Genomic DNA, 19,795 nt, shown 5'->3' with positions numbered 1-19,795 from the left:
GCGATCGCGTCCAGGCGGCGGGCGGCCGTGCGGAACGTGCCGTGGGGCTGTGCGGGGGTGCCCTCGGAACGGGGGAAGAACTCGTACCAGGACCCGTACAGGGCCCGTTCCCGCTCCACCAGCAGCGGCATCGCCTCCGAGGCGGTCACCAGCTCCCGCAGCGGATACCGCGCCAGCACCGCCTCCACCCCCGGCGCCAACGCCGCCGCCAACCGCCAGGCGGCCGGGCGGCCTTCGTCGCGCAGGGCGGCCACGGCGGCCAGCACCGCCTTGCGCCCCGGGCCCTCGGGGACGCCGGCGGCGGCCCGCTCGTGGAGCCGGGCGCCCTCCTCGAGGACCAGTTCGGTGTCGATGCCGGCGGGGATCTTGATCCGCGCGTGGTGCCGCCAGGTGCCGAGCGGATCCCCCCAGGCCTCCACCGTGTAGGTCCAGCGGCCGGGCGCCTCCGGAGTGACGTCGGCGCCCCAGCGGTCGCTGCCCGGGGACAGTTCCCGCATCGGGGTCCAGGGGCCCGGGCGGCCCTCGGGGTCGCGCAGGACGACGTTGGCGCCGACCGCGTCGTGCCCCTCGCGGAACACCGTGGCCGACACCTGGAAGGTCTCGCCGGTGACCGCCTTGGCGGGCCTGCGTCCGTGCTGGACGACGGGGCGGACGTCGAGAACGGGTATACGGCCGACGGCCGTGGCCCCGTCGCCCGGCCGCTCTCCGGCCGGCGGACCGGGATCCGGCGTGCGGGCCGCCTTCGCGGGGGGTGTCCGGCCGGCCGGACGGCCGCCCTTCGTGCTGCTTGTCGGGGGTGCTGACGAATGGTGCGTGGCGGGCATGACCGCTCCTGTCCGCGTCAACTGGGAGTGGGCGGATGACTGTGGGGAGGTGGGTCCTGCGGGTGTACCTGTGGTGCGCATGGGGGCGTACTGGAGGAGCCCTACCCACTCTGTTCGGGTGGGCAATCCGGCACTTTGTTAACTACTCACGCGTATGTCTACGCACAAGACCGGCCCTTTCCGTGTGACTCCCGTCCTGTGTCGGCGCCGAGCGCGTCCACACCTGGTCCTCCTGGTCCTAGTTCCCCGCAACCCGCCCCCGACGCCCGCCCTTCGCCCGGTCCGCGGGCCCGGTGAGCGCGGGGCGCGCACCACGGTGTCGTCCGGTACCTCCCCACCAACCCCGAAGTAACCACTACCGTCGACCTTGACGACGGGCCGCACAGCGCCGTGCGGCTCACCACGCAACGCGTCCGAGGTGGAAGTGTGAAGGCGATCCGTCGGTTCACCGTCCGTCCCGTTCTCCCCGAACCCCTCCGGCCGCTGAGCGACCTGGCGCGCAATCTGCGCTGGTCCTGGCATGCGGAGACGCGCGACCTGTTCCAGTCCGTCGACCCCGAGCGCTGGGCCGCCGCCGGGGGCGACCCGGTCCGGCTGCTGGGCGGTGTGCGGCCCGCGCGGCTGGCCGAACTCGCCGGGGACCGCCGGTTCCTGCGCCGCCTCACCGCGGCCGCCGACGACCTCGACGACTATGTGACCGGCGAGCGGTGGTATCAGGCCCAGTCGGCCGAACTGCCCGCCGCCGTCGCCTACTTCTCCCCGGAGTTCGGCATCACGGCCGCGCTCCCGCAGTACTCCGGAGGCCTCGGCATCCTGGCCGGCGACCATCTGAAGGCGGCCAGCGACCTGGGCGTACCACTGGTCGGCGTGGGCCTCATGTACCGGCACGGCTACTTCCGGCAGAGCCTGTCCCGGGACGGCTGGCAGCAGGAGCACTACCCGGTGCTCGACCCCCACGAACTGCCCGTCAGCCTGCTGAAGGAGCCCGACGGAACCCCGGCCCAGGTCACCCTCGCGCTGCCCGGCGGCCGGGCGCTGCGGGCCCGGATCTGGCTGGCCCGGGTGGGCCGGGTGCCGCTGCTGATGCTGGACTCCGACGTGGAGGAGAACGACCTCGGCGAACGCGGGGTGACCGACCGGCTCTACGGCGGCGGCAGCGAGCACCGGCTGCTGCAGGAGATGCTGCTCGGCATAGGAGGGGTGCGGGCGGTGCGGACGTACTGCCGGCTCACCGGGCATCCGGAACCCGAGGTCTTCCACACCAACGAGGGGCACGCCGGTTTCCTCGGCCTGGAGCGGATCGCCGAACTGTGCGACCGGGGGCTGGACTTCGACGCCGGTCTGGAGGCCGTACGCGCCGGGACCGTGTTCACCACCCACACCCCTGTCCCGGCCGGCATCGACCGCTTCGACCGGGAGCTGGTGGCCCGGCACTTCGGGCCGGACGCCGAACTCCCGCGCATCGACGTCGACCGTGTGCTGCGGCTCGGCATGGAGACGTACCCGGGCGGTGAGCCCAACCTGTTCAACATGGCCGTGATGGGGCTCAGGCTGGCCCAGCGCGCCAACGGGGTCTCGCTGCTGCACGGGCGGGTCAGCCGGGAGATGTTCTCCGGGCTGTGGCCGGGATTCGACCCCGAGGAGGTGCCGATCACCTCCGTGACCAACGGAGTGCACGCGCCCACCTGGGTGGCCCCGGAGGTCTACCGGCTCGGCGCGCGGCAGCTCGGCGACCGGCGGACCGAGGACGCGCTGAGCGTGGGCGGCTCCGACCGCTGGGACACCGTCGCGGAGATCCCGGACCAGGAGATCTGGGAGCTGCGCCGGAACCTGCGCGAGCAGCTGGTGGCGGAGGTGCGGGAGCGGCTGCGCGCGTCCTGGCGGCAGCGCGGGGCGGGGACGGCCGAGCTGGGGTGGATCGACGGGGTCCTCGACCCGGACGTCCTCACCATCGGATTCGCCCGGCGGGTCCCCTCGTACAAGCGGCTGACGCTGATGCTGCGCGACCCGGACCGGCTGATGGACCTCCTGCTGCACCCCGAGCGCCCGGTGCAGATCGTGGTCGCGGGCAAGGCGCACCCGGCGGACGACGGCGGCAAGCGGCTGGTGCAGGAGCTGGTGCGGTTCGCCGACGACCCGCGCGTCCGTCACCGCGTCGTCTTCCTGCCGGACTACGGCATGGCGATGGCGCGGAAGCTGTACCCCGGCTGCGACATCTGGCTCAACAACCCGCTGCGTCCGCTGGAGGCCTGCGGCACCTCCGGGATGAAGGCGGCCCTCAACGGCTGCCTCAACCTGTCCGTGCTGGACGGCTGGTGGGACGAATGGTTCCAGCCGGACTTCGGCTGGGCGATCCCCACGGCGGACGGCGCGGGCACCGACCCCGACCACCGCGACGACATCGAGGCCGCCGCCCTCTACGACCTGCTCGAACAACGGGTGACCCCGCGTTTCTACGAGCGTGGCCAGGCGGGCCTGCCGGACCGCTGGATCGAGATGGTCCGCCAGACGCTCACCCTGCTGGGCCCGAAGGTGCTGGCCGGACGCATGGTCCGCGAGTACGTCGAGCGGCTGTACGCCCCCGCCGCCCTGTCCCACCGCGCGCTGACCCCGGACACCGCGCGTGAACTGGCGGTGTGGAAGGCCCGGGTGCGCTCGGCCTGGCACCGGGTGAGCGTCGACCACGTGGAGACGACGGCCACGACGGCCACCGCGGAACTGGGCTCCACGGTGGGCCTGCGGGTCCGGGTCGGCCTCGGCGACCTCGGCCCGGACGACGTGGAGGTCCAGGCCGTCTCCGGCCGCGTCGACTCGGAGGACCGCATCACCGACGCCACGACGGTCCCGCTGAAACCGACGGGCGCCCCCGACCAGGAGGGCCGTCTGCTGTACGAGGGCCCTCTCTCCCTCGACCGCACCGGCCCCTACGGCTACACCGTCCGCATCCTTCCCACCCACCGCCTGCTGGCCTCCGCGGCGGAGGTGGGCCTGGTGACGGTGCCGTCGGAGGACGTGGCGGAGGGGGGCGGGATGCTGCTGCGCTGACGGCCCCCGTGGCTCACGGCTCCTCGTGTTCAGCGCACAGTCTGCGCAGGACCGCCCCGCACCGACGGGCGTACGCGTGCTGGAAGGCCCGGTTGGCCGGGCCGCCCGCGCGGGCGTACCACTTCTGGCCGCGGCTGAAGGCGGCGACCGTGAGCCAGACCGTGCCGTCGCCGGTGCGGTCGACCACGAAGGCCTCCTCGCCGCACTCGGGGTGGCCGGCCAGGGTGCCGTAGGCCCAGCCGGCCCGGCGGGGTTCCTCGGTCGTCCAGACGACGCGGCAGGGGGCCTTGATCAGGCCGGCCAGGGTGACCGTGACCTCCACGTCGGGGGCGGCGCGCTCGGCGCCGGCGTCGATGCCCAGGCCGAGTGCCCGGTGCATCTCCCAGCCGAGGACCGCTTCGGCGGCCCGGCGGAAGACGGCCTCGCCCTCGCCGATACGGGTGCGCACGTGCAGGGAGTGGAAGCCGGGCGGGCGGACGGCCAGGTCGTCGCGGGTAGCGCCGACCGGCTCGTAGGTGAAGGGCGCCGAGGACATGGGTCACAAGGGTAGGGCGGTACCCGGGACGCTTCCGTCCCGGGTACCGCCCAGCGCCACGTGTCGTGACTCGGTGGCCCATCGGCCCAGTGGGCCGGCGGGCCGGTGGGTCAGTTGACGTTGACCGCCGACCAGGCCGCGGCCACCGCCTTGTACTCGGTGCTGGTCGAGCCGTACAGGGCGGATGCCGCCGACAGGGTGCCGGCGCGGGCCGCCTTGTAGTTGGTCGTCGACGTGAAGTACGTCGTCAGCGCCTTGTACCAGATCTGCAGCGCCTTGGCGCGGCCGATGCCGGTGACGGTGGAGCCGTTGGACGTCGGGGAGTTGTACGACACCCCGTTGATCGTCTTCGCGCCGCTGCCCTCGGCCAGCAGGTAGAAGAAGTGGTTCGCGACGCCGGACGAGTAGTGGACGTCCAGGTTGCCGACGGAGGAGGACCAGGAGTCCGCCGAGCCGCCGTCCTTGCTGGGCTTGTCGAAGTAGCGCAGCGGGGTGCCGTCGCCGTTGATGTCGATCTTCTCGCCGATGAGGTAGTCGCCCGGGTCGGACGCGTTGTTGGCGTAGAACTCGACGCCGACGCCGCCGAGGATGTCGGAGGTCGCCTCGTTGAGGCCGCCGGATTCGCCGCTGTAGTCCAGGCCCGCGGTGTTGGCGGTGACGCCGTGGGTCATCTCGTGGCCGGCCACGTCCAGCGAGGTCAGCGGGTGGTTGTTGCCGTCGCCGTCGCCGTAGGTCATGCAGAAGCAGCTGTCGTCCCAGAAGGCGTTGACGTACGAGCTGCCGTAGTGCACGCGGGAGTAGGCGCCGACACCGTCGTCCTTGATGCCGCTGCGGCCGAAGGTGTTCTTGTAGTAGTCCCAGGTCTCCTGGGCGCCGTAGGCGGCGTCGGCGGCCGCCGTCACGTCGGTGCTGGAGCTGGAGGCGACGCCGGTGCCCCAGGTGTTGGTGGTGTTGGTGAACAGCGTCCCGGTGCCCGAGCTGGTGCCGTGCTTCAGGTTGTACGTCTTGTGGCCGCCGCGCGAGGCGTCGTTCAGCGAGTACGTCGAGCCCGACAGCGTGGTGGTGAGGCTGACGGTGCCCGAGTACAGCGTCTTGCCGGTGCCGGTCGCGTTCTCGATGCCCTGGTACTCGAAGAGCTTCTTGCCGGTGGCGGCGTCCGTGATGACGTGCAGCTGGTTCGGGGTGCCGTCGTCCTGGAGGCCGCCGACGACCGTCTCGTAGGCCAGGGTCGGCTTGCCGGAGCCGGCCCAGATCACCTTGCGGGCGCCGTCCGCCGCGGTCTTGGCGGAGCCGAGGGTCTTGGCGGCGCTCACCGCCTGCTTCTCGGCCTTGGCCGCGGTGATCTGCGGCTTGAGCGAGGCCACCTTGATGGCCGCACCCGTCGCTCTGGTGACGCCTTCGGTCCTGCCCGCCTTGGAGGTGTGGACGACGAGGTCGCCGCCGAGCACCGGGAGGCCGGCGTAGGTGCGCTCGTAGCGGGTGTGCACGGTGCCGTCGACGTCCTTGACGACGTCCTTGACGACCAGCTTCTCCTTGGCGCCGAGGCCTATGTGCTGCGCGGTCTCGGCGGCGGCGGCCTGCGCCTGCTGGATCAGGCCGGCGTGGGCGGCGGCCGACAGGGCGGCCGGGGCGGCGGTGAGGGGCTTGGCGGCGGCGGACCCGGCCGGGGTCTGCGCGGAGGCGCTGGTGGTCAGGCCGGTGGACAGCAGGGCTCCGGCGGCGACAGCGGTGGCGACGGCCAGAGTGGTGCGCTTGTGACGCGCGTAGAGGGGGCTCACTCAAAGCTCCTTCTTCGTGGGGGAGTCGGACAGCGTGGGGTCACTGACCGGGGGGCTGGTGGTGAAGCTGCTGTGCTGTGCGGCGGGTGAAGGAAGAGTGACACCAGGGGCGCGTACATGTCAGGACCCTGAAGTGATGTTGGCCGAAACCCAACTGTCCGGCAAACATTGCGGCCATGTGAACGGGCGCCGCCCGGGGGAGTCCAACCCCCGGCCGACGCCCTGTTCGCTCCCTGGTGGGGTGCGGTTTACGGGAAGGTCAGCTTCCAGCTGTTGATCTTCCCGACGTCCTGTGCGGCCTGGTCCTGCACCTTCAGCTTCCAGGTCCCGTTGGCCGATTCGGAGGAGGCGTTGACCGTGTAGGTCGCCTTCACGTCGTCCGCCGAGTCGGAGGAGCTGAAGTTCTTCAGCCGGTAGGACGTGCCCGACGGGCCGACCAGGTCGATCACCAGGTCACCGCGCCAGGTGTGGGTGATGTCGACCGTCACCTGGAGGTTGTTCGGCGCGTTTCCGGTCCGGCCGGAGACGGTGATGTTCGAGGTGACCGCGGGCCCGTTGTCCGGGATCGCCACCGGGGTGCTGTTCTCGTACGACGTGCCGCCGCCACCGCCGCCACCGCCCGAGCGGGAACCGACCGCCACGGCCGCCCAGGCGTCCTGCACCGCCTTGTACTCGGCGGACGTGGTGCCGTACAGCTCACCCGCCGCCGCGAGGGTCCCGGTGCGGGCGCCCGCGTAGTCCGTGGTGGAGGTGAACTTGGTGGTCAGCGCCCGGTACCAGATCTGCAGCGCCTTGTCCCGGCCGATGCCGGCGACCGGAAGTCCGTCCGAGGTGGGCGAGTTGTAGCTGACGCCGTTGATGACCTTGGCGCCGCTGCCCTCGCTCAGCAGGTAGAAGAAGTGGTTGGCGATGCCCGAGGAGTAGTGCACGTCCAGGTTGCCGACCCCGGAGTACCAGCTGTCCGCCGAGCCGCCGTCCTTGCTGGGCTTGTCCATGTAGCGCAGCGGGGTGCCGTCGCCGTTGATGTTGATCTTCTCGCCGATGAGGTAGTCACCGACGTCCGTGGAGTTGTTGGCGTAGAACTCCACGCCGGTGCCCATGATGTCGGAGGTCGCCTCGTTGAGGCCGCCGGACTCGTCGCTGTAGTTGAGGCCGGCCGTGTTGGAGGTGACGCCGTGGCTCATCTCGTGCCCCGCCACGTCCAGGGCGGTCAGCGGGTCCGCGTCGTTCGAACCGTCGCCGTAGGTCATGCAGAAGCAGCTGTCGTCCCAGAACGCGTTGACGTACGAGTTGCCGTAGTGGACCCGGGAGTAGGCGGCCGTGCCGTCGTTCTTGATGCCGCTGCGGCCGAACGTGTTCTTGTAGAAGTCCCAGGTCTCCTGCGCGCCGTAGTGCGCGTCGGCGCCGGCGGTCGCGGCGTTCGAGGTGGTGCCGTTGCCCCAGGTGTCGTTGGACTGGGAGAACAGCGTGCCGGTGCCGGAGCTGCCGTGGTTGAGGTTGTACGTCTTGTGGCCGCCGCGCGCGCCGTCGTTCAGCGTGTACGTCGATCCCGACTGGGTGGTGGTCAGCGTGACCTGCCCGCTGTACTGGGTGTTGCCGACGCCGGTCTCGATGCCCTGGTACTCGTAGAGCTTCTTGCCGGTGGCGGCGTCGGTGATGACGTGCAGCTGGTTCGGGGTGCCGTCGTCCTGGAAGCCGCCGACGACCGTCTCGTAGGCCAGGGTGGGCCTGCCGCTGCCCGCCCAGATCACCTTGCGCGGGGCGCGGTCGGTGGTGGACCGGGTGCCGCCGAGGGCCTTGGCGCGCCGCAGGGCCTGCTGCTCGGCGCTCTTGCCGCTGATCGCCGGGGTGAGGGTGGCGACCTTCAGGGTGGCGGCGGTGGCCTTGATGACGCGCTCCGTGGCGCCCGACTTCGCGCTGTCCACGATCAGGTCGCCGCCGAGCACCGGGAGGCCGGCGTAGGTGCGCTCGTAGCGGGTGTGCAGGGTGCCGTCGGCGTCCTTGACGACGTCCTTGACGGCGAGCTTCTCCTGGGCGCCGAGGCCTATCGCCCGGGCGGTGGCGGCCTTGGCGGCGTCGGCGTCGCGGATCAGCTCGGCGCGCTGCGAGGGGCTCAGGCGCAGTGCCGTGTGGGCGGCGATGGCCTTGCCCGGCTGCGGCCCGGCCGCGGGGGCGGCGCTGGCGGCGCCCGACTGGACGGCGGCGGCGATCAGGGCGGTGACGCCGGCCAGGGCGACGGCGGCGGTGCGGCGGTGCGGGAGGTGGGGGGTGCGTCTGCGAGAGGAACTGCTGCTCACACTGACTCCTTCTGCGTGGCCGCGGGTCGCGCGGCCAGGGGAGACCGGGCGGTGCTGTGGGCCGCCCGGGCAGAACAGGGCAAAACGCGGAACCACGTGCGCGTGCGGGGCCGGACTCGTGAACGTGCGGGGATGGAACTGTGGGGTTGCTGTGAGTCGGCCGTGGGAAGAGTGGCAGGGGATCACGGCACCTGTCAGGACCGCGTCACGAACTTGGCCGGAAACGGTTCGTTGACCGGATATTCATGTCCGGTATACGGATTGTTGGCGCGGGGGTGAACTCCGGCCAGACGCGGTTGCCGCTCTACCCGGCGGTGTCCCCGTGCCAGGTCCGCCACAGGGCCGCGTAGGCGCCGTCCGCCGTCACCAGCTCCTCGTGCGTGCCGAGTTCCGTCAGCCGGCCGGCCTCCATGACCGCCACCCGGTCGGCGTCGTGGGCGGTGTGCAGGCGGTGGGCGATGGCGATCACCGTGCGGCCCTCCAGTACGGCGGCCAGGGCGCGTTCGGTGTGGCGGGCGGTGGCCGGATCCAGCAGGGCCGTCGCCTCGTCGAGGATCAGCGTGTGCGGGTCCGCCAGCACCACCCGGGCCAGGGCCAGTTGCTGGGCCTGGGAGCCGTCGGTGGCCAGGCCGCCCGCGCCCAGGCGGGCGTCGAGGCCGTCCGGCAGGTCCCGCACCCAGTCCTCGGCGCCCACCGCCGACAGCGCCGCCCACAACCGGGCGTCCGTCGCGGCGGGTTCCGCGATCAGCAGGTTGTCGCGGACCGTGCCCAGGAACACATGGTGCTCCTGGGTGACCAGCACCACCTGGCGCCGCAGCAGCTCCGGCTCCAGCTCGGCGACCGGCACCCCGCCCACCGTGACCGAACCCGTCCCCGGCGCGTCCACACCCGCGAGGAGCCGGCTCAGCGTCGTCTTGCCGGCACCCGAGGGCCCCACCACCGCCAGCCGCTCCCCGGGCCGCACCGTCAGATCGACCCCGCGCAGCACCTCGCCGCCGCGCTCATAGGCGTACCGCACCCCGCGCACGTCGATCCGGTCGTCGGCCGGGACCGGACGGTCACCGCCCGCCTCCGCGCGGGGCGCCCCGGCCAGCCCCTCCACCCGCGCGAACGAGGCACTGCTGCTCTGCAGTTGCTCCACCCGCATCAGGATCTGGTCCAGCGGCTCGGTGAACTGCCGCAGATACAGGGCGGCCGCCACCACCGCGCCCACCCCCACCGCCCCGCGCGCGTGCAGCCACCCGCCCATCAGCAGCACACCCGCCACCGGGATGGTGTACGACACCTCCACCGCCGGGAAGAACACGGTCCGCAGGTACAGCGTGTACAGCCGGGTCCGCCGGGAGGCCTCCAGCGCGTCCCGGCTCGCCGTGATCCGCCGCCGCCGCAGCCGGAACGCCTCGACGGTACGGGCCCCGGACGCCGTCGAGGCGACGATCTCCGCGACCTGGGAGGTGGCCGCGCCCTCGGCGAGATACCCGTCCCGCGCCCGGCGCAGATACCAGCGCAGCGCCAGCCAGACCGGCGTCAGCCCGACCACCCCGAACAGCCCGAGCAGCGGGTCGAGCGCGAACACCGCGCCCATCACGAACAGCGCCTGCGCACCGCACACCAGCAGCTCGGGCCCCACGTCCCGCAGCGTGGTCCCGACGGTGGCCACGTCGGCGGTACCGCGCGCGGTCAGATCACCGGTACCGGCCCGCTCCACCACCGAGGCGGGCAGCGCCAGCACCCGCTCGACGAACTCCTCCCGCACCCGCGCCAGCGTCCGCTCCCCGAACCGGTGGCCGACGTACCGCGCCCAGCGCGCCAGCAGCAGCTGCGCCAGCGAGCACAGCAGGATCCACAGCGCCAGCCGGTCCACCGCCCCGACCCCGCGCCCGGCCCGCACCTCGTCCACGATCCGCCCGACCAGCCACGGCCCGGCCAGCCCCGCCCCGGCGGCCAGCGCGTTCAGCAGCAGCACGGCCAGGACGGCCCGCCCGTCGGCCCGTACCAGCCGGACGGTCGCCCGCCGCACCTCGGCCCGCCCCGCGACGGGCAGTTGGCCCGAACTCGTCGTCACCGTACGACCTCCTCGGCCTCCGCGTCCCGCGCCACCAGCGCCCGGTAGCCGGGCTCCCGCTCCAGCAGCCGCCGGTGCGGTCCGACGGCGGCCACCTTGCCGCCGACCAGGTAGACCACCGTGTCCGCGTGATCCAGCACCAGCGGAGAGGTGCTGGTCAGCACGGTCGTACGGCCCTCACGCGCGTCCCGCAGCCGGGCGGCGACCGTGGCCTCCGTGTGGGCGTCCAGCGCGGAGGTCGGCTCGACGGCGAGCAGCACCTCCGGGTCGGCGAGCAGCGCCCGCACCAGCCGCACCCGCTGCCGCTGACCGCCCGACAGGCTCCGGCCCTGTGCGGCCACCGCCGAGTCCAGGCCGTCCGGCAGCCCCCGCACGATGTCCTCGGCGGCCCCGGCGCGCACCGCCCGCCCGACGGCGCCCTCGTCGTCGTGCGCCCGAGCCCCGGCCACCACCTCGCGCAGCGGACCGGCGAACAGGTCCGCCTCGTTGTCCGCGACCAGGATCCGCTCCCGCACCACGGCCAGCTCGATCGCGTCGAGCCGCACCCCGCCCCAGGTCGCCGCCGACGGCCCGTACCGGCCCAGCCGGTCGACCACGGCGGCGGCCTCGGCGGGCCGGGCGGCGGCCAGCGCGGTCAGCCGCCCCGGCGCCACCCGCACCCCGGACCCGGGGTCGTACAGCTCGGCGGGCCCGGCCGGACCGGGCAGCGTGCCCTCGTCCGGCTCCGGCTCCAGCCGCAGCAGTCCTACCACCCGGCGCGCGGCCACCACGCCCCGGTTCAGGTCGTAGGCCATCTGCACGAAGAACGCCACCGGCCCGACCAGCACCGCCACATAGCCGTACACCGACACCAACTGGCCGATGGTCAGCTCTCCCTGGGCGGCCAGACGGGCCGCGAGCCAGGTCACCACGGCCAGGAACAGCGTCGGCAGGCCCACCCCGAGCGCCTGCACCCAACTGGCCACCGCGCCCACCCGGTAGCCCTGCGCGCGCAACCGCTGTGAGTCCTCGCGGAAGGCGTCCGCGAACAGGCCCTTGCCGCCCAGCCCGTTCAGGACGCGCAGGCCGCCCGCCAGGTCGCCGATGCGTGCCGCCAGCACGCCCTGCCGCTCCCGGTACTCGCTCTCCCGGCCCTGCAGCCGCAGCGTCAGCGGCCCGGTGAGCAGCGCGATCACCGGCACCCCGAGCAGCACCACGGCGGCCAGCTGCGCGGAGATCGCCAGCAGCAGCCCGGCCACCACCAGGTACACCACGACCGAGCCGACGCCGGGCCCGACCACGGTCAGCGACTGCGCGATGGTCTGCACGTCACCCACCCCGATGGTGACGACCTCCCCGGCCCCGGTCCGGCGCGGCAGCGCGGCGCCCAGCCGGGCCGCGTGCCCGACCACCACCTTCACCGTGCGGAAGTTGGCGTCCATCCGCACCCGGGTCATGGTCCGGTGCCGCAGGATGCTCAGCCACGAGTTCACCGCCCCGAGCAGGAACATCGCCCCCGCCCAGGCGGCCAGCACCCCGAGGTGCCCGGGCACCAGCCCGTCGTCGACGGCCCGGGCCATCATGTAGGGCGTCGCCGCCATCAGCGCCAGCCACACACTGCCCAGCAGCGCCCCGGCCAGCGACCGGCCCGGCTGCCGCATCACCAGCCACCACAGGTAGTGCCAGCCGCCCCGGCAGTCGGGCGTGCCCGGTTCCTCGTACGCGTCGATCATCCCGCCCCCGTCCGTCATCCGCCTCGGTGCCGTCGCCGTTCGCCCCCGTGCTCTCGGGAACCCTTACGCCAGGCTGTCCCGCCAGGCCCGGTGCAGGTCCGCGAACCGGCCCGTCCCGGCGATCAGTTCGTCCGGGCGGCCGTCCTCGACGATCCGCCCGTGCTCCATGACCAGCACCCGGTCGGCGATCTCCACGGTCGACAGCCGGTGCGCGATCACCACGGCCGTACGGCCCCGCAGCACCGTCGTCATGGCCCGCTGCACGGCCCGCTCGCCCGGCACGTCCAGCGAACTGGTCGCCTCGTCGAGGATCAGCACCGCCGGATCGGCGAGCAAGGCGCGCGCGAAGGCGACCAGTTGGCGCTGCCCGGCCGAAATGCGCCCGCCGCGCTTGCGGACGTCCGTGTCGTAGCCGTCGGGCAGGGCACTGATGAACTCGTGCGCGCCGATGGCCTTCGCGGCCCGCTCGACCTCCTCCCGGGTGGCCTCTGGCCGGCCGATCGCGATGTTCTCGGCGACCGTGCCGGAGAACAGGAAGGCCTCCTGCGTCACCATCACCACCCCGCGCCGCAGCTCCGGCAGGGCCAGGTCGCGCAGGTCGACGCCGTCCAGCAGGACCCGGCCGGCGGTGGGGTCGTAGAACCGGGCGAGCAGCTTGGCCAGCGTCGACTTGCCCGCGCCCGTCGAGCCGACCACGGCGACCGTCTGCCCGGCGGCGAGGGTGAGGTCGAAGCGGGGCAGCACCTCGCCGCCGGTGCGGTAGCCGAAGCCGACCCCGTCGAAGACGACCTCACGGCCGGGCTGGTCGCCTTCGGGCACCGGCAGTTCCCTCGGCGCCGACGGCTCCGGCACGGACGGCGTCTGGGCCAGCAGACCGGCGATCTTCTCCAGGGAGGCGGCGGCCGACTGGTAGGAGTTGAGGAACATGCCGAGGCGGTCGATGGGGTCGTACAGCCGCCGCAGGTACAGCACCGCCGCCGCCAGCACGCCCAGCTCCAGCGAACCGGACGCCACCCGGTAGGCGCCCCACAGCACGATCCCGGCGACCGCCGTGTTGGCGACCAGCCGGGAGCCGACCACATAGCGGGCCATCTCCAGCAGGGCGTCACCGTTGCTGCGTTCGTGGCGCCGGTTCAGCACCCGGAAACCGGCGTCGTTGGCGGCCTCGCGGCGGAAGGCGCGCACCGGCCGGATGCCGTTCATGGTCTCCACGAACTTCACGATCACCGCCGCGATCGCCGTCGAGCGGACCTTGTACACCCGCACCGAGCGCCGCTGGTACTGCCGCACGAGCAGGTACAGCGGCACGAAGGAGGCCACCGCGACCGCGCCCAGACCGAGGTCCAGCCAGAGCAGCAGCGCCGAGATGTAGACGAAGGACAGGATGACCGTCACCAGCTCCTGGAGACCCTCGCTGAGCAGTTCCCGCAACGACTCCACGTCCGTCGTCGAGCGCGAGATCAGCCGCCCGGAGGTGTAGCGCTCGTGGAAGTCGACGCTCAGCGCCTGCGCGTGCCGGAAGATCCGGCCGCGCAGGTCCAGCAGCACGTCCTGGTTGACCCGCGCGGACGTCTCGATGAACGCGAACTGCAGCGCCCCGGCGACCAGCGCGCTCAGCAGATAGCCGGCGCCCACCGCGACCAGCGGGCCCCGGTCGTGGTCCCGGAACGCCGGTACGGCCCGGTCGATGGCGTACGCCACCAGCAGCGGGCCCGCCTGCACGGCCGCCAGCTGGACCAGCAGCAGGAGCGAGGTGACGGCGACCCGCGCCTTCATCGGGGCGAGCAGCGAGCGCAGCAGGGCGGCGGTGGCGCCGGGCGGGGTGGGCAGGACGTCCCGGTCGAACGGGTCGTCGGCGGCGGGCGGGCGGGGGAGTTCCTCCTCCTCGTCGGAGGTGTGGACCGGCGTGGTGGGGGCGGCGGTCATCGTTCTTCCTCCTCTTCGCCGGACATCAGGTGCGCGTACTCGGCGTTGCCGCGCAGCAGTTCCTGGTGGGTGCCGACGGCGGTGATCCGGCCGCCCGACAGCAGGGCGACCCGGTCGGCGAGCAGCACGGTGGACGGGCGGTGGGCCACGATCAGCGCGGTGGTGTCCGCGAGGACCTGGCGCAGGGCGGCCTCCACGGCGGCCTCGGTGTGCACGTCGAGGGCGGACAGGGGGTCGTCCAGGACGAGGAAGCGGGGCTCGCCGACCACGGCCCGGGCCAGCGCGAGGCGCTGGCGCTGGCCGCCGGACAGGCTCAGGCCCTGCTCGCCCACCTGGGTGTCGGTGCCCTGCGGCAGCGCGTGCGCGAAGTCGGCCTGGGCGACGGCGAGAGCCCGTTCCAGCTCCGGTCGGCCGGCGTCGTCCGCGGCGCCCATGAGGACGTTGTCGCCGACGCTCGCGGAGAAGAGCGTGGGCTCCTCGAAGGCCACGGCGACCCTCGCGCGCAGTTCCTCGCGGGGCATGGCGGTGATGTCCTCGCCGTCCAGCGTGATCCGGCCTTCGGTCACCTCGTGCAGGCGCGGGACGAGCGCGGTGAGGGTGGTCTTGCCGCTGCCGGTCGCGCCGACCAGGGCCATGGACTCGCCGGGGCGGACGTGCAGGTCGACGCGGTCCAGGACGGGTGGCGAGTCGGGGGGCGCGTCGGGGTAGCGGAACCGGACGCCCTCGAAGCGCAGTCCCCGCTCGGCGCCGTCCCGCCCCGCCGGGCCGCCGGGCCGGTCCTCCTCGGGCCGCTCGTCCATCACCTCGAAGTACCGTTGCGTGGCCGTCGCCGCCTCCTGGCTCATCGCCAGCAGGAACCCGATGGACTCCACCGGCCAGCGCAGGGCGAGGGCCGTGGACAGGAAGGCGACCAGCGTTCCGGCGGACAGCTCGCCGGAGCCGACCCGCACCGTGCCCCACACCAGCGCCGCCCCGATCGCCACCTCGGGCAGCGTGACGATGACGGCCCAGATGACCGCGAGCATCCGGGCCTTGCGCAGCTCCGTCCCCCGCAGTGTCGTCGACAGCTCCCGGAACACCCGCGCCTGGCTGCGGTGCCGGCCGAAGCCCTTGATGATCCGGATGCCGAGCACGCTCTCCTCGACGACCGTGGCCAGGTCGCCGACCTGGTCCTGGGCGCGCCGCGCCACCCCGGCGTAGCGCCGTTCGAAGACCATGCAGGTCCAGATCAGGGGCGCGGCGGGGCCGAGGACGACCAGTCCAAGGGCCCAGTCCTGCATCAGCATGATCACCACGCCGACGACGATCGTGACGGTGTTGACCAGCAGGAAGGTCAGTGGGAAGGCCAGGAACTGACGCAGCAGCATCAGGTCGGTGGTGGCCCGCGAGAGCAACTGGCCGGACGCCCAGCGGTCGTGGAAGGCCACCGGCAGCCGTTGCAGATGCCGGTACAGCCCGGCCCGCAACTCGGCCTCGATGTGCGACAGCGGGCGCGCCACCAGCCACCGCCGCAGCCCGAACAGCAACGCCTCCGCGATGCCGAGCAGCAGCAGGTACAGCGCGCCCAGCCACACCCCCCGCGGGTCCCGGTCGGCCACCGGCCCGTCCACCAGCCACTTCAGGACGAGCGGGATCACCAGCCCGGTACAGGAGGCCAGGACCGCGACGAACGCGGCGGCCGACCACCGCAGCCGCGCGGGCCGTACATACGGCCACAGGCGCAGCAGGGTGCGTACGGCGGAACGGGCTTGGGCGGTGGTTGCACGTGTCGGAGGCATCACGGCGAGCCTACGGACCGGCACTGACAACGCCCACCGAGTTTTGGCCGGACCCCGTTCCGTCCCTGGTCCTACGACCTGCGCGTTCGAGGAACCGGACAAGGCGCCGGGCATGGTGGCAGAGGGGTCTGCGTGGGCGGTCGTAGGGCCGCGTCAACCGATCGGAGGATGCCGGTTCGAGCGCGACGGCCGATGTGCCGGACCCCGTCCGCCCGGGAACCTCGATCCATGCCATCCGTCATCGAAGTCACCGATCTGCGCAAGGCCTACGGCGGCCGGACCGTCGTCGACGGCCTCTCGTTCGCCGTCGAGGAGGGCGAGATCTTCGGGATCCTCGGCCCGAACGGCGCCGGCAAGACCACCACCGTGGAATGCGTCGAGGGCCTGCGGGTGCCCGACGCGGGCCGGGTGCGGGTCACCGGCCTCGACCCCGTCGCCGACCACGAGGACCTCGCCCGCGTCCTGGGAGCCCAGCTCCAGCAGAGCGAACTGCAGGCCAAGCTCACCGTCCGCGAGGCCCTGGAGCTGTACGCCGCCCTCTACTCCCGCCCCGCCGACTGGCGGGTCCTGGCCGAACGCCTCGGCCTCACCGACCGACTCTCCACCCGCTTCGGCAAGCTGTCCGGCGGTCAGAAACAGCGCCTGTTCATCGCGCTGGCCCTGGTCGGCAACCCCCGGATCGTCGTCCTGGACGAGCTGACCACCGGCCTCGACCCGCGCGCCCGCCGCGACACCTGGCAGCTGATCGAGGACATCCGCGCCCAAGGCGTCACCGTCCTGCTGGTCACCCACTTCATGGAGGAGGCACAGCGCCTGTGCGACCGGATCGCGGTGATCGACAAGGGCCGGGTGGCGGCCCTCGACACCCCGGCCGGACTGATCCGCCGCTCGGCCGGCGCCACCGTCATCAGCTTCACCCCGTCCGTCCCGCTGGACGACCACGACCTCGCCGCCCTCCCGGCGCTCGCCTCGATCGAGCACAAGGACGGCCGGATCACGCTCTCGGGCACCGACGAGACCGTCAACGCGGTCATCACGCTCCTCGCCCGCCACCGCGTCACCGCGCACCAGCTGCGCGTCCTGGACGCCACCCTCGACGACGCGTTCCTCGACCTGACGAAGACCGACGACAAGGAGACAGCGGCATGAGTACCGCCGTACTGAGGACCGAGGTCCGCCTCTTCCGCCGCGAACCCGGCGCCGTCTTCTGGATCCTGCTGTTCCCCACCCTCCTGCTGGTGATCCTCGGCTCCATCCCGTCCTTCCGCCAGCACCAGCACGACCTCGGCGGCCTGCGCACCATCGACGTCTACGTCCCCGTGGCCGTACTGCTCGGCATGATCGTCGGCGGTCTGCAGTCGATGCCGCAGACCCTCACCGGCTACCGGGAGCGCGGCATCCTGCGCCGGATGGCCGCCACACCGGTCCGCCCGTCCGCCCTGCTGTCCGCGCAGATGCTGGTGTACGGCGGGGCCGCCCTCGCCTCCGCACTGCTCGCACTCGCGGTCGGCCGGGCCGGCTTCGGCGTACGCCTGCCCAAGCAGCCCTTCGGATACGCCCTCGCCCTGTTGCTGGCCGTCCTGGCCGCCCTCGCGCTCGGATCGGTGGTGGCCGCGCTGTCCCGTACCACGAAGATCGCCGGTGCGATCGGGTCCGCGGTGTTCTTCCCGTCGATGTTCTGCGCCGGAGTGTGGCTGCCGACGCAGGCGATGCCGGACCTGATGGCCCGGATCGTCGGCTGGACACCGTTCGGGGCGGCCGCGCAGGCCCTGAACCGGGCGGCGGCCGGCCACTGGCCCGGCTGGGGCCACCTCGGTGTGCTGGTGGTGTGGATCCTGCTGCTGACCGGCGCCGCGAGCCGCTGGTTCCGCTGGGAGTAGGCGGCCGGCCGTGCAGACTGGGGACATGACCGTGGCGGACAGGGGACCGGACAGCCGTATCGACCGGCGATGGGACCAACTGCACACCTGGGGACCGTACGGACTGCTCGGGATCGGGCTCGTCCCCGCGCTCGCCACCTCCGACCCGCACACCGACCCGGCCGGGTGGTACACCGGCTGGGTCCTGGTCGGCGCGGCGCTCGCGCTCCAGCTGGGGTGGCACGCCGTCCGGGTGCGCCGGCCCGGCCGGGGCCGGACGCCCTCCGTGACCGGTACGGCGTACTACGTCGTGCGCTGGGCCCTCGCCTTCGTCCTCGCCTGGCTCAACCCGTTCTTCGCGTTCTACGCAGCCGCCGGCTACATGGACGCCGACGAGACGATCCCCGGCAGACGGTGGCAGCGGCTCGGGCTCCTCGCGAGCGCGGTCACCGTGGCCGGGGCGCAGGCCGGCGGGATGCCGTTCCACGGCGGCGTCCAGTGGGCCGTGTTCGCCGCCCTCCTGGTCGCCAACTCCGGTCTGCAGCTGGTCGTCGCGCACCTCACCGAACAGGAGATGCAGCGGGCCCGCGAACGCACCGAGACCATCGCCCAACTGGAGCGCACCAACGCCGCGTTGCAGCAGGCCCTCGACGAGAACGCCGCCCTTCACGCCCAACTCCTCGTCCAGGCACGGGAGGCGGGCGTCGCCGACGAGCGCCGTCGGCTCGCCGCGGAGATCCACGACACCCTCGCCCAAGGCCTGGCCGGCATCATCGCCCAGCTCCAGGTCGTCGCGAACGCCCCCGACCTCGACGTCGCCCGCACCCACCTGGAACGCGCCAGCGACCTGGCCCGGCACAGCCTCGGCGAGGCCCGCCGCTCGGTGCACAACCTCTCCCCGGTGGCCCTGGAGAACGCCGGACTGCCCGAGGCCCTGCGCAAGACGGTCGCCGAATGGGGCGAACGGACCGGCACCCGCTCCCAGTTCACGGTCACCGGCACCGCGGAACAGCTCCACGAGGAGGTGGCCGCCACCCTCCTGCGCATCACCCAGGAGGCCCTGTCGAACGCCGCCCGGCACGCCCGGGCCACCCGCCTGGGCGCCACCCTCTCCTTCCTGGGCGACGAGGTCATCCTCGACATCCGCGACGACGGCGTCGGCTTCGACCCCCTCGCCCGCCCCGAACGCACCCGCTCGGGCGGATTCGGCCTCGACGGCATGCGGGCCCGCGCCGAACGCATCGCGGGCTCCCTGACCGTGGAGTCCGAGCCCGGCGCCGGCACCGCGCTGTCGGCTCGCGTACCGTTGGTCCGCCATGACAGCTGACGCGACCGTCTCCCTGCTGATCGTCGACGACCATCCCGTCGTACGGGACGGTCTGCGCGGCATGTTCGAGTCCGCGCCCGGCTTCACCGTCCTGGGCGAGGCGGCCGACGGCGCCGAGGCGCTGGAGCGGGCCGCCGCCCTCGACCCCGACGTGATCCTGATGGACCTGCGCATGCCGGGCGGCGGCGGGGTGGCGGCCATCGCCGAGCTGACCCGGCGCGGCGCCCGCGCGAAGATCCTGGTCCTGACGACGTACGACACCGACTCGGACACCCTGCCTGCCATCGAGGCGGGCGCCACCGGCTACCTGCTGAAGGACGCCCCGCGCGACGAGCTGTTCACGGCCGTCCGCGCGGCCGCGCAGGGCCGCACGGTGCTGTCCCCGGCCGTCGCCTCCCGCCTGGTCTCCGCCGTCCGCACCCCCGGCTCCCCGGGCAAGGAGCCCCTCTCCGCCCGCGAACGCGAGGTGCTGACCCTGGTCGCCCGGGGCACCTCCAACCGGGAGATCGCCCGCGAACTGTTCATCAGCGAGGCCACGGTCAAGACCCACCTCACCCACCTCTACGCCAAGCTGGGCGTCAACGACCGCGCGGCGGCCGTGGCGACGGCGTACGAGCGGGGGATCCTCGGCTAACCGAGACCCGGACCT

General features: G+C 73.1%; 13 protein-coding genes. 5 read left to right on the top strand and 8 right to left on the bottom strand.

Translation table 11 applies throughout. The annotated features are described in order from the left end of the window. Positions 1-824, bottom strand: an 824-nt coding sequence (locus ACFYMM_RS23350) for a maltotransferase domain-containing protein (RefSeq protein WP_388389555.1), incomplete at its 3' end; no start/stop codon positions are given. Between the two features lie 426 nt (positions 825-1,250). Between ACFYMM_RS23350 and ACFYMM_RS23345 the strand changes: the two genes are divergently transcribed. Further along, complete coding sequence (locus ACFYMM_RS23345; RefSeq protein WP_388389553.1) at positions 1,251-3,869, top strand: glycosyltransferase family 1 protein; 2,619 nt, start codon at positions 1,251-1,253, stop codon at positions 3,867-3,869. A gap of 13 nt (positions 3,870-3,882) precedes the next feature. Here ACFYMM_RS23345 and ACFYMM_RS23340 read toward each other — a convergent pair whose 3' ends face one another. From ACFYMM_RS23340 to ACFYMM_RS23310, 7 genes are all read right to left on the bottom strand, one after another. Beyond that, positions 3,883-4,404 (bottom strand): DUF1990 domain-containing protein, encoded by a 522-nt coding sequence (locus ACFYMM_RS23340; RefSeq protein WP_388389551.1) that lies wholly within the window; start codon positions 4,402-4,404, stop codon positions 3,883-3,885. Between the two features lie 110 nt (positions 4,405-4,514). Then, positions 4,515-6,182 carry a M4 family metallopeptidase gene (locus ACFYMM_RS23335; RefSeq protein ID WP_388389549.1) on the bottom strand — a complete coding sequence of 556 codons (1,668 nt, stop codon included), beginning with the start codon at positions 6,180-6,182 and terminating at the stop codon, positions 4,515-4,517. A 248-nt stretch (positions 6,183-6,430) separates the two neighbouring features. Beyond that, complete coding sequence (locus ACFYMM_RS23330; RefSeq protein ID WP_388389547.1) at positions 6,431-8,479, bottom strand: M4 family metallopeptidase; 2,049 nt, start codon at positions 8,477-8,479, stop codon at positions 6,431-6,433. 304 nt (positions 8,480-8,783) lie between these two features. Further along, complete coding sequence (locus ACFYMM_RS23325) at positions 8,784-10,544, bottom strand: ABC transporter ATP-binding protein (protein ID WP_388389545.1); 1,761 nt, start codon at positions 10,542-10,544, stop codon at positions 8,784-8,786. After that, a complete protein-coding gene (locus ACFYMM_RS23320; RefSeq protein ID WP_388389543.1) occupies positions 10,541-12,256 on the bottom strand; it encodes an ABC transporter ATP-binding protein in 1,716 nt (571 codons plus the stop codon). Before ACFYMM_RS23320 ends, ACFYMM_RS23325 begins: the two co-directional genes overlap by 4 nt. Positions 12,257-12,319: 63 nt before the next feature. Beyond that, positions 12,320-14,182 carry an ABC transporter ATP-binding protein gene (locus ACFYMM_RS23315; RefSeq protein ID WP_388389541.1) on the bottom strand — a complete coding sequence of 621 codons (1,863 nt, stop codon included), beginning with the start codon at positions 14,180-14,182 and terminating at the stop codon, positions 12,320-12,322. Further along, positions 14,179-15,960 (bottom strand): ABC transporter ATP-binding protein, encoded by a 1,782-nt coding sequence (locus ACFYMM_RS23310; protein WP_388389539.1) that lies wholly within the window; start codon positions 15,958-15,960, stop codon positions 14,179-14,181. Before ACFYMM_RS23310 ends, ACFYMM_RS23315 begins: the two co-directional genes overlap by 4 nt. A 228-nt stretch (positions 15,961-16,188) precedes the next feature. On the opposite strand from ACFYMM_RS23310, the gene ACFYMM_RS23305 reads away from it, so the two are divergent. From ACFYMM_RS23305 to ACFYMM_RS23290, 4 genes are read left to right on the top strand one after another with little or no spacing between them, the layout of a single operon-like run. Next, positions 16,189-17,109: an ABC transporter ATP-binding protein gene (locus tag ACFYMM_RS23305; protein WP_388389536.1), complete on the top strand. Its 921-nt coding sequence runs from the start codon at positions 16,189-16,191 to the stop codon at positions 17,107-17,109. Further along, a complete protein-coding gene (locus ACFYMM_RS23300) occupies positions 17,106-17,840 on the top strand; it encodes an ABC transporter permease (protein ID WP_388389534.1) in 735 nt (244 codons plus the stop codon). Before ACFYMM_RS23305 ends, ACFYMM_RS23300 begins: the two co-directional genes overlap by 4 nt. 25 nt (positions 17,841-17,865) lie before the next feature. Continuing rightward, complete coding sequence (locus ACFYMM_RS23295; RefSeq protein WP_388389532.1) at positions 17,866-19,146, top strand: sensor histidine kinase; 1,281 nt, start codon at positions 17,866-17,868, stop codon at positions 19,144-19,146. After that, a complete protein-coding gene (locus ACFYMM_RS23290; protein WP_388389530.1) occupies positions 19,136-19,780 on the top strand; it encodes a response regulator in 645 nt (214 codons plus the stop codon). Before ACFYMM_RS23295 ends, ACFYMM_RS23290 begins: the two co-directional genes overlap by 11 nt. The last annotated feature ends 15 nt before the right edge of the window (positions 19,781-19,795 follow it).

It is taken from the genome of Streptomyces sp. NPDC006739 (assembly GCF_042869815.1).
In the GTDB taxonomy this organism is placed as follows: Bacteria; Actinomycetota; Actinomycetes; order Streptomycetales; family Streptomycetaceae; genus Streptomyces.
The sequence above is the reverse complement of the archived record's forward strand: the minus strand, read 5'-3'. Positions and strand labels throughout refer to the sequence as shown.

What these genes read in the sequence shown, in the direction of transcription:
- ACFYMM_RS23300 (WP_388389534.1), top strand. Translation starts at nt 17,106, where the DNA reads ATGAGTACCGCCGTACTGAGGACCGAGGTCCGCCTCTTCCGCCGCGAA.
- ACFYMM_RS23295 (WP_388389532.1), top strand. Translation starts at nt 17,866, where the DNA reads ATGACCGTGGCGGACAGGGGACCGGACAGCCGTATCGACCGGCGATGG.
- ACFYMM_RS23315 (WP_388389541.1), bottom strand. Translation starts at nt 14,182, where the DNA reads ATGACCGCCGCCCCCACCACGCCGGTCCACACCTCCGACGAGGAGGAG.
- ACFYMM_RS23310 (WP_388389539.1), bottom strand. Translation starts at nt 15,960, where the DNA reads ATGCCTCCGACACGTGCAACCACCGCCCAAGCCCGTTCCGCCGTACGC.
- ACFYMM_RS23305 (WP_388389536.1), top strand. Translation starts at nt 16,189, where the DNA reads ATGCCATCCGTCATCGAAGTCACCGATCTGCGCAAGGCCTACGGCGGC.
- ACFYMM_RS23320 (WP_388389543.1), bottom strand. Translation starts at nt 12,256, where the DNA reads ATGATCGACGCGTACGAGGAACCGGGCACGCCCGACTGCCGGGGCGGC.
- ACFYMM_RS23340 (WP_388389551.1), bottom strand. Translation starts at nt 4,404, where the DNA reads ATGTCCTCGGCGCCCTTCACCTACGAGCCGGTCGGCGCTACCCGCGAC.
- ACFYMM_RS23290 (WP_388389530.1), top strand. Translation starts at nt 19,136, where the DNA reads ATGACAGCTGACGCGACCGTCTCCCTGCTGATCGTCGACGACCATCCC.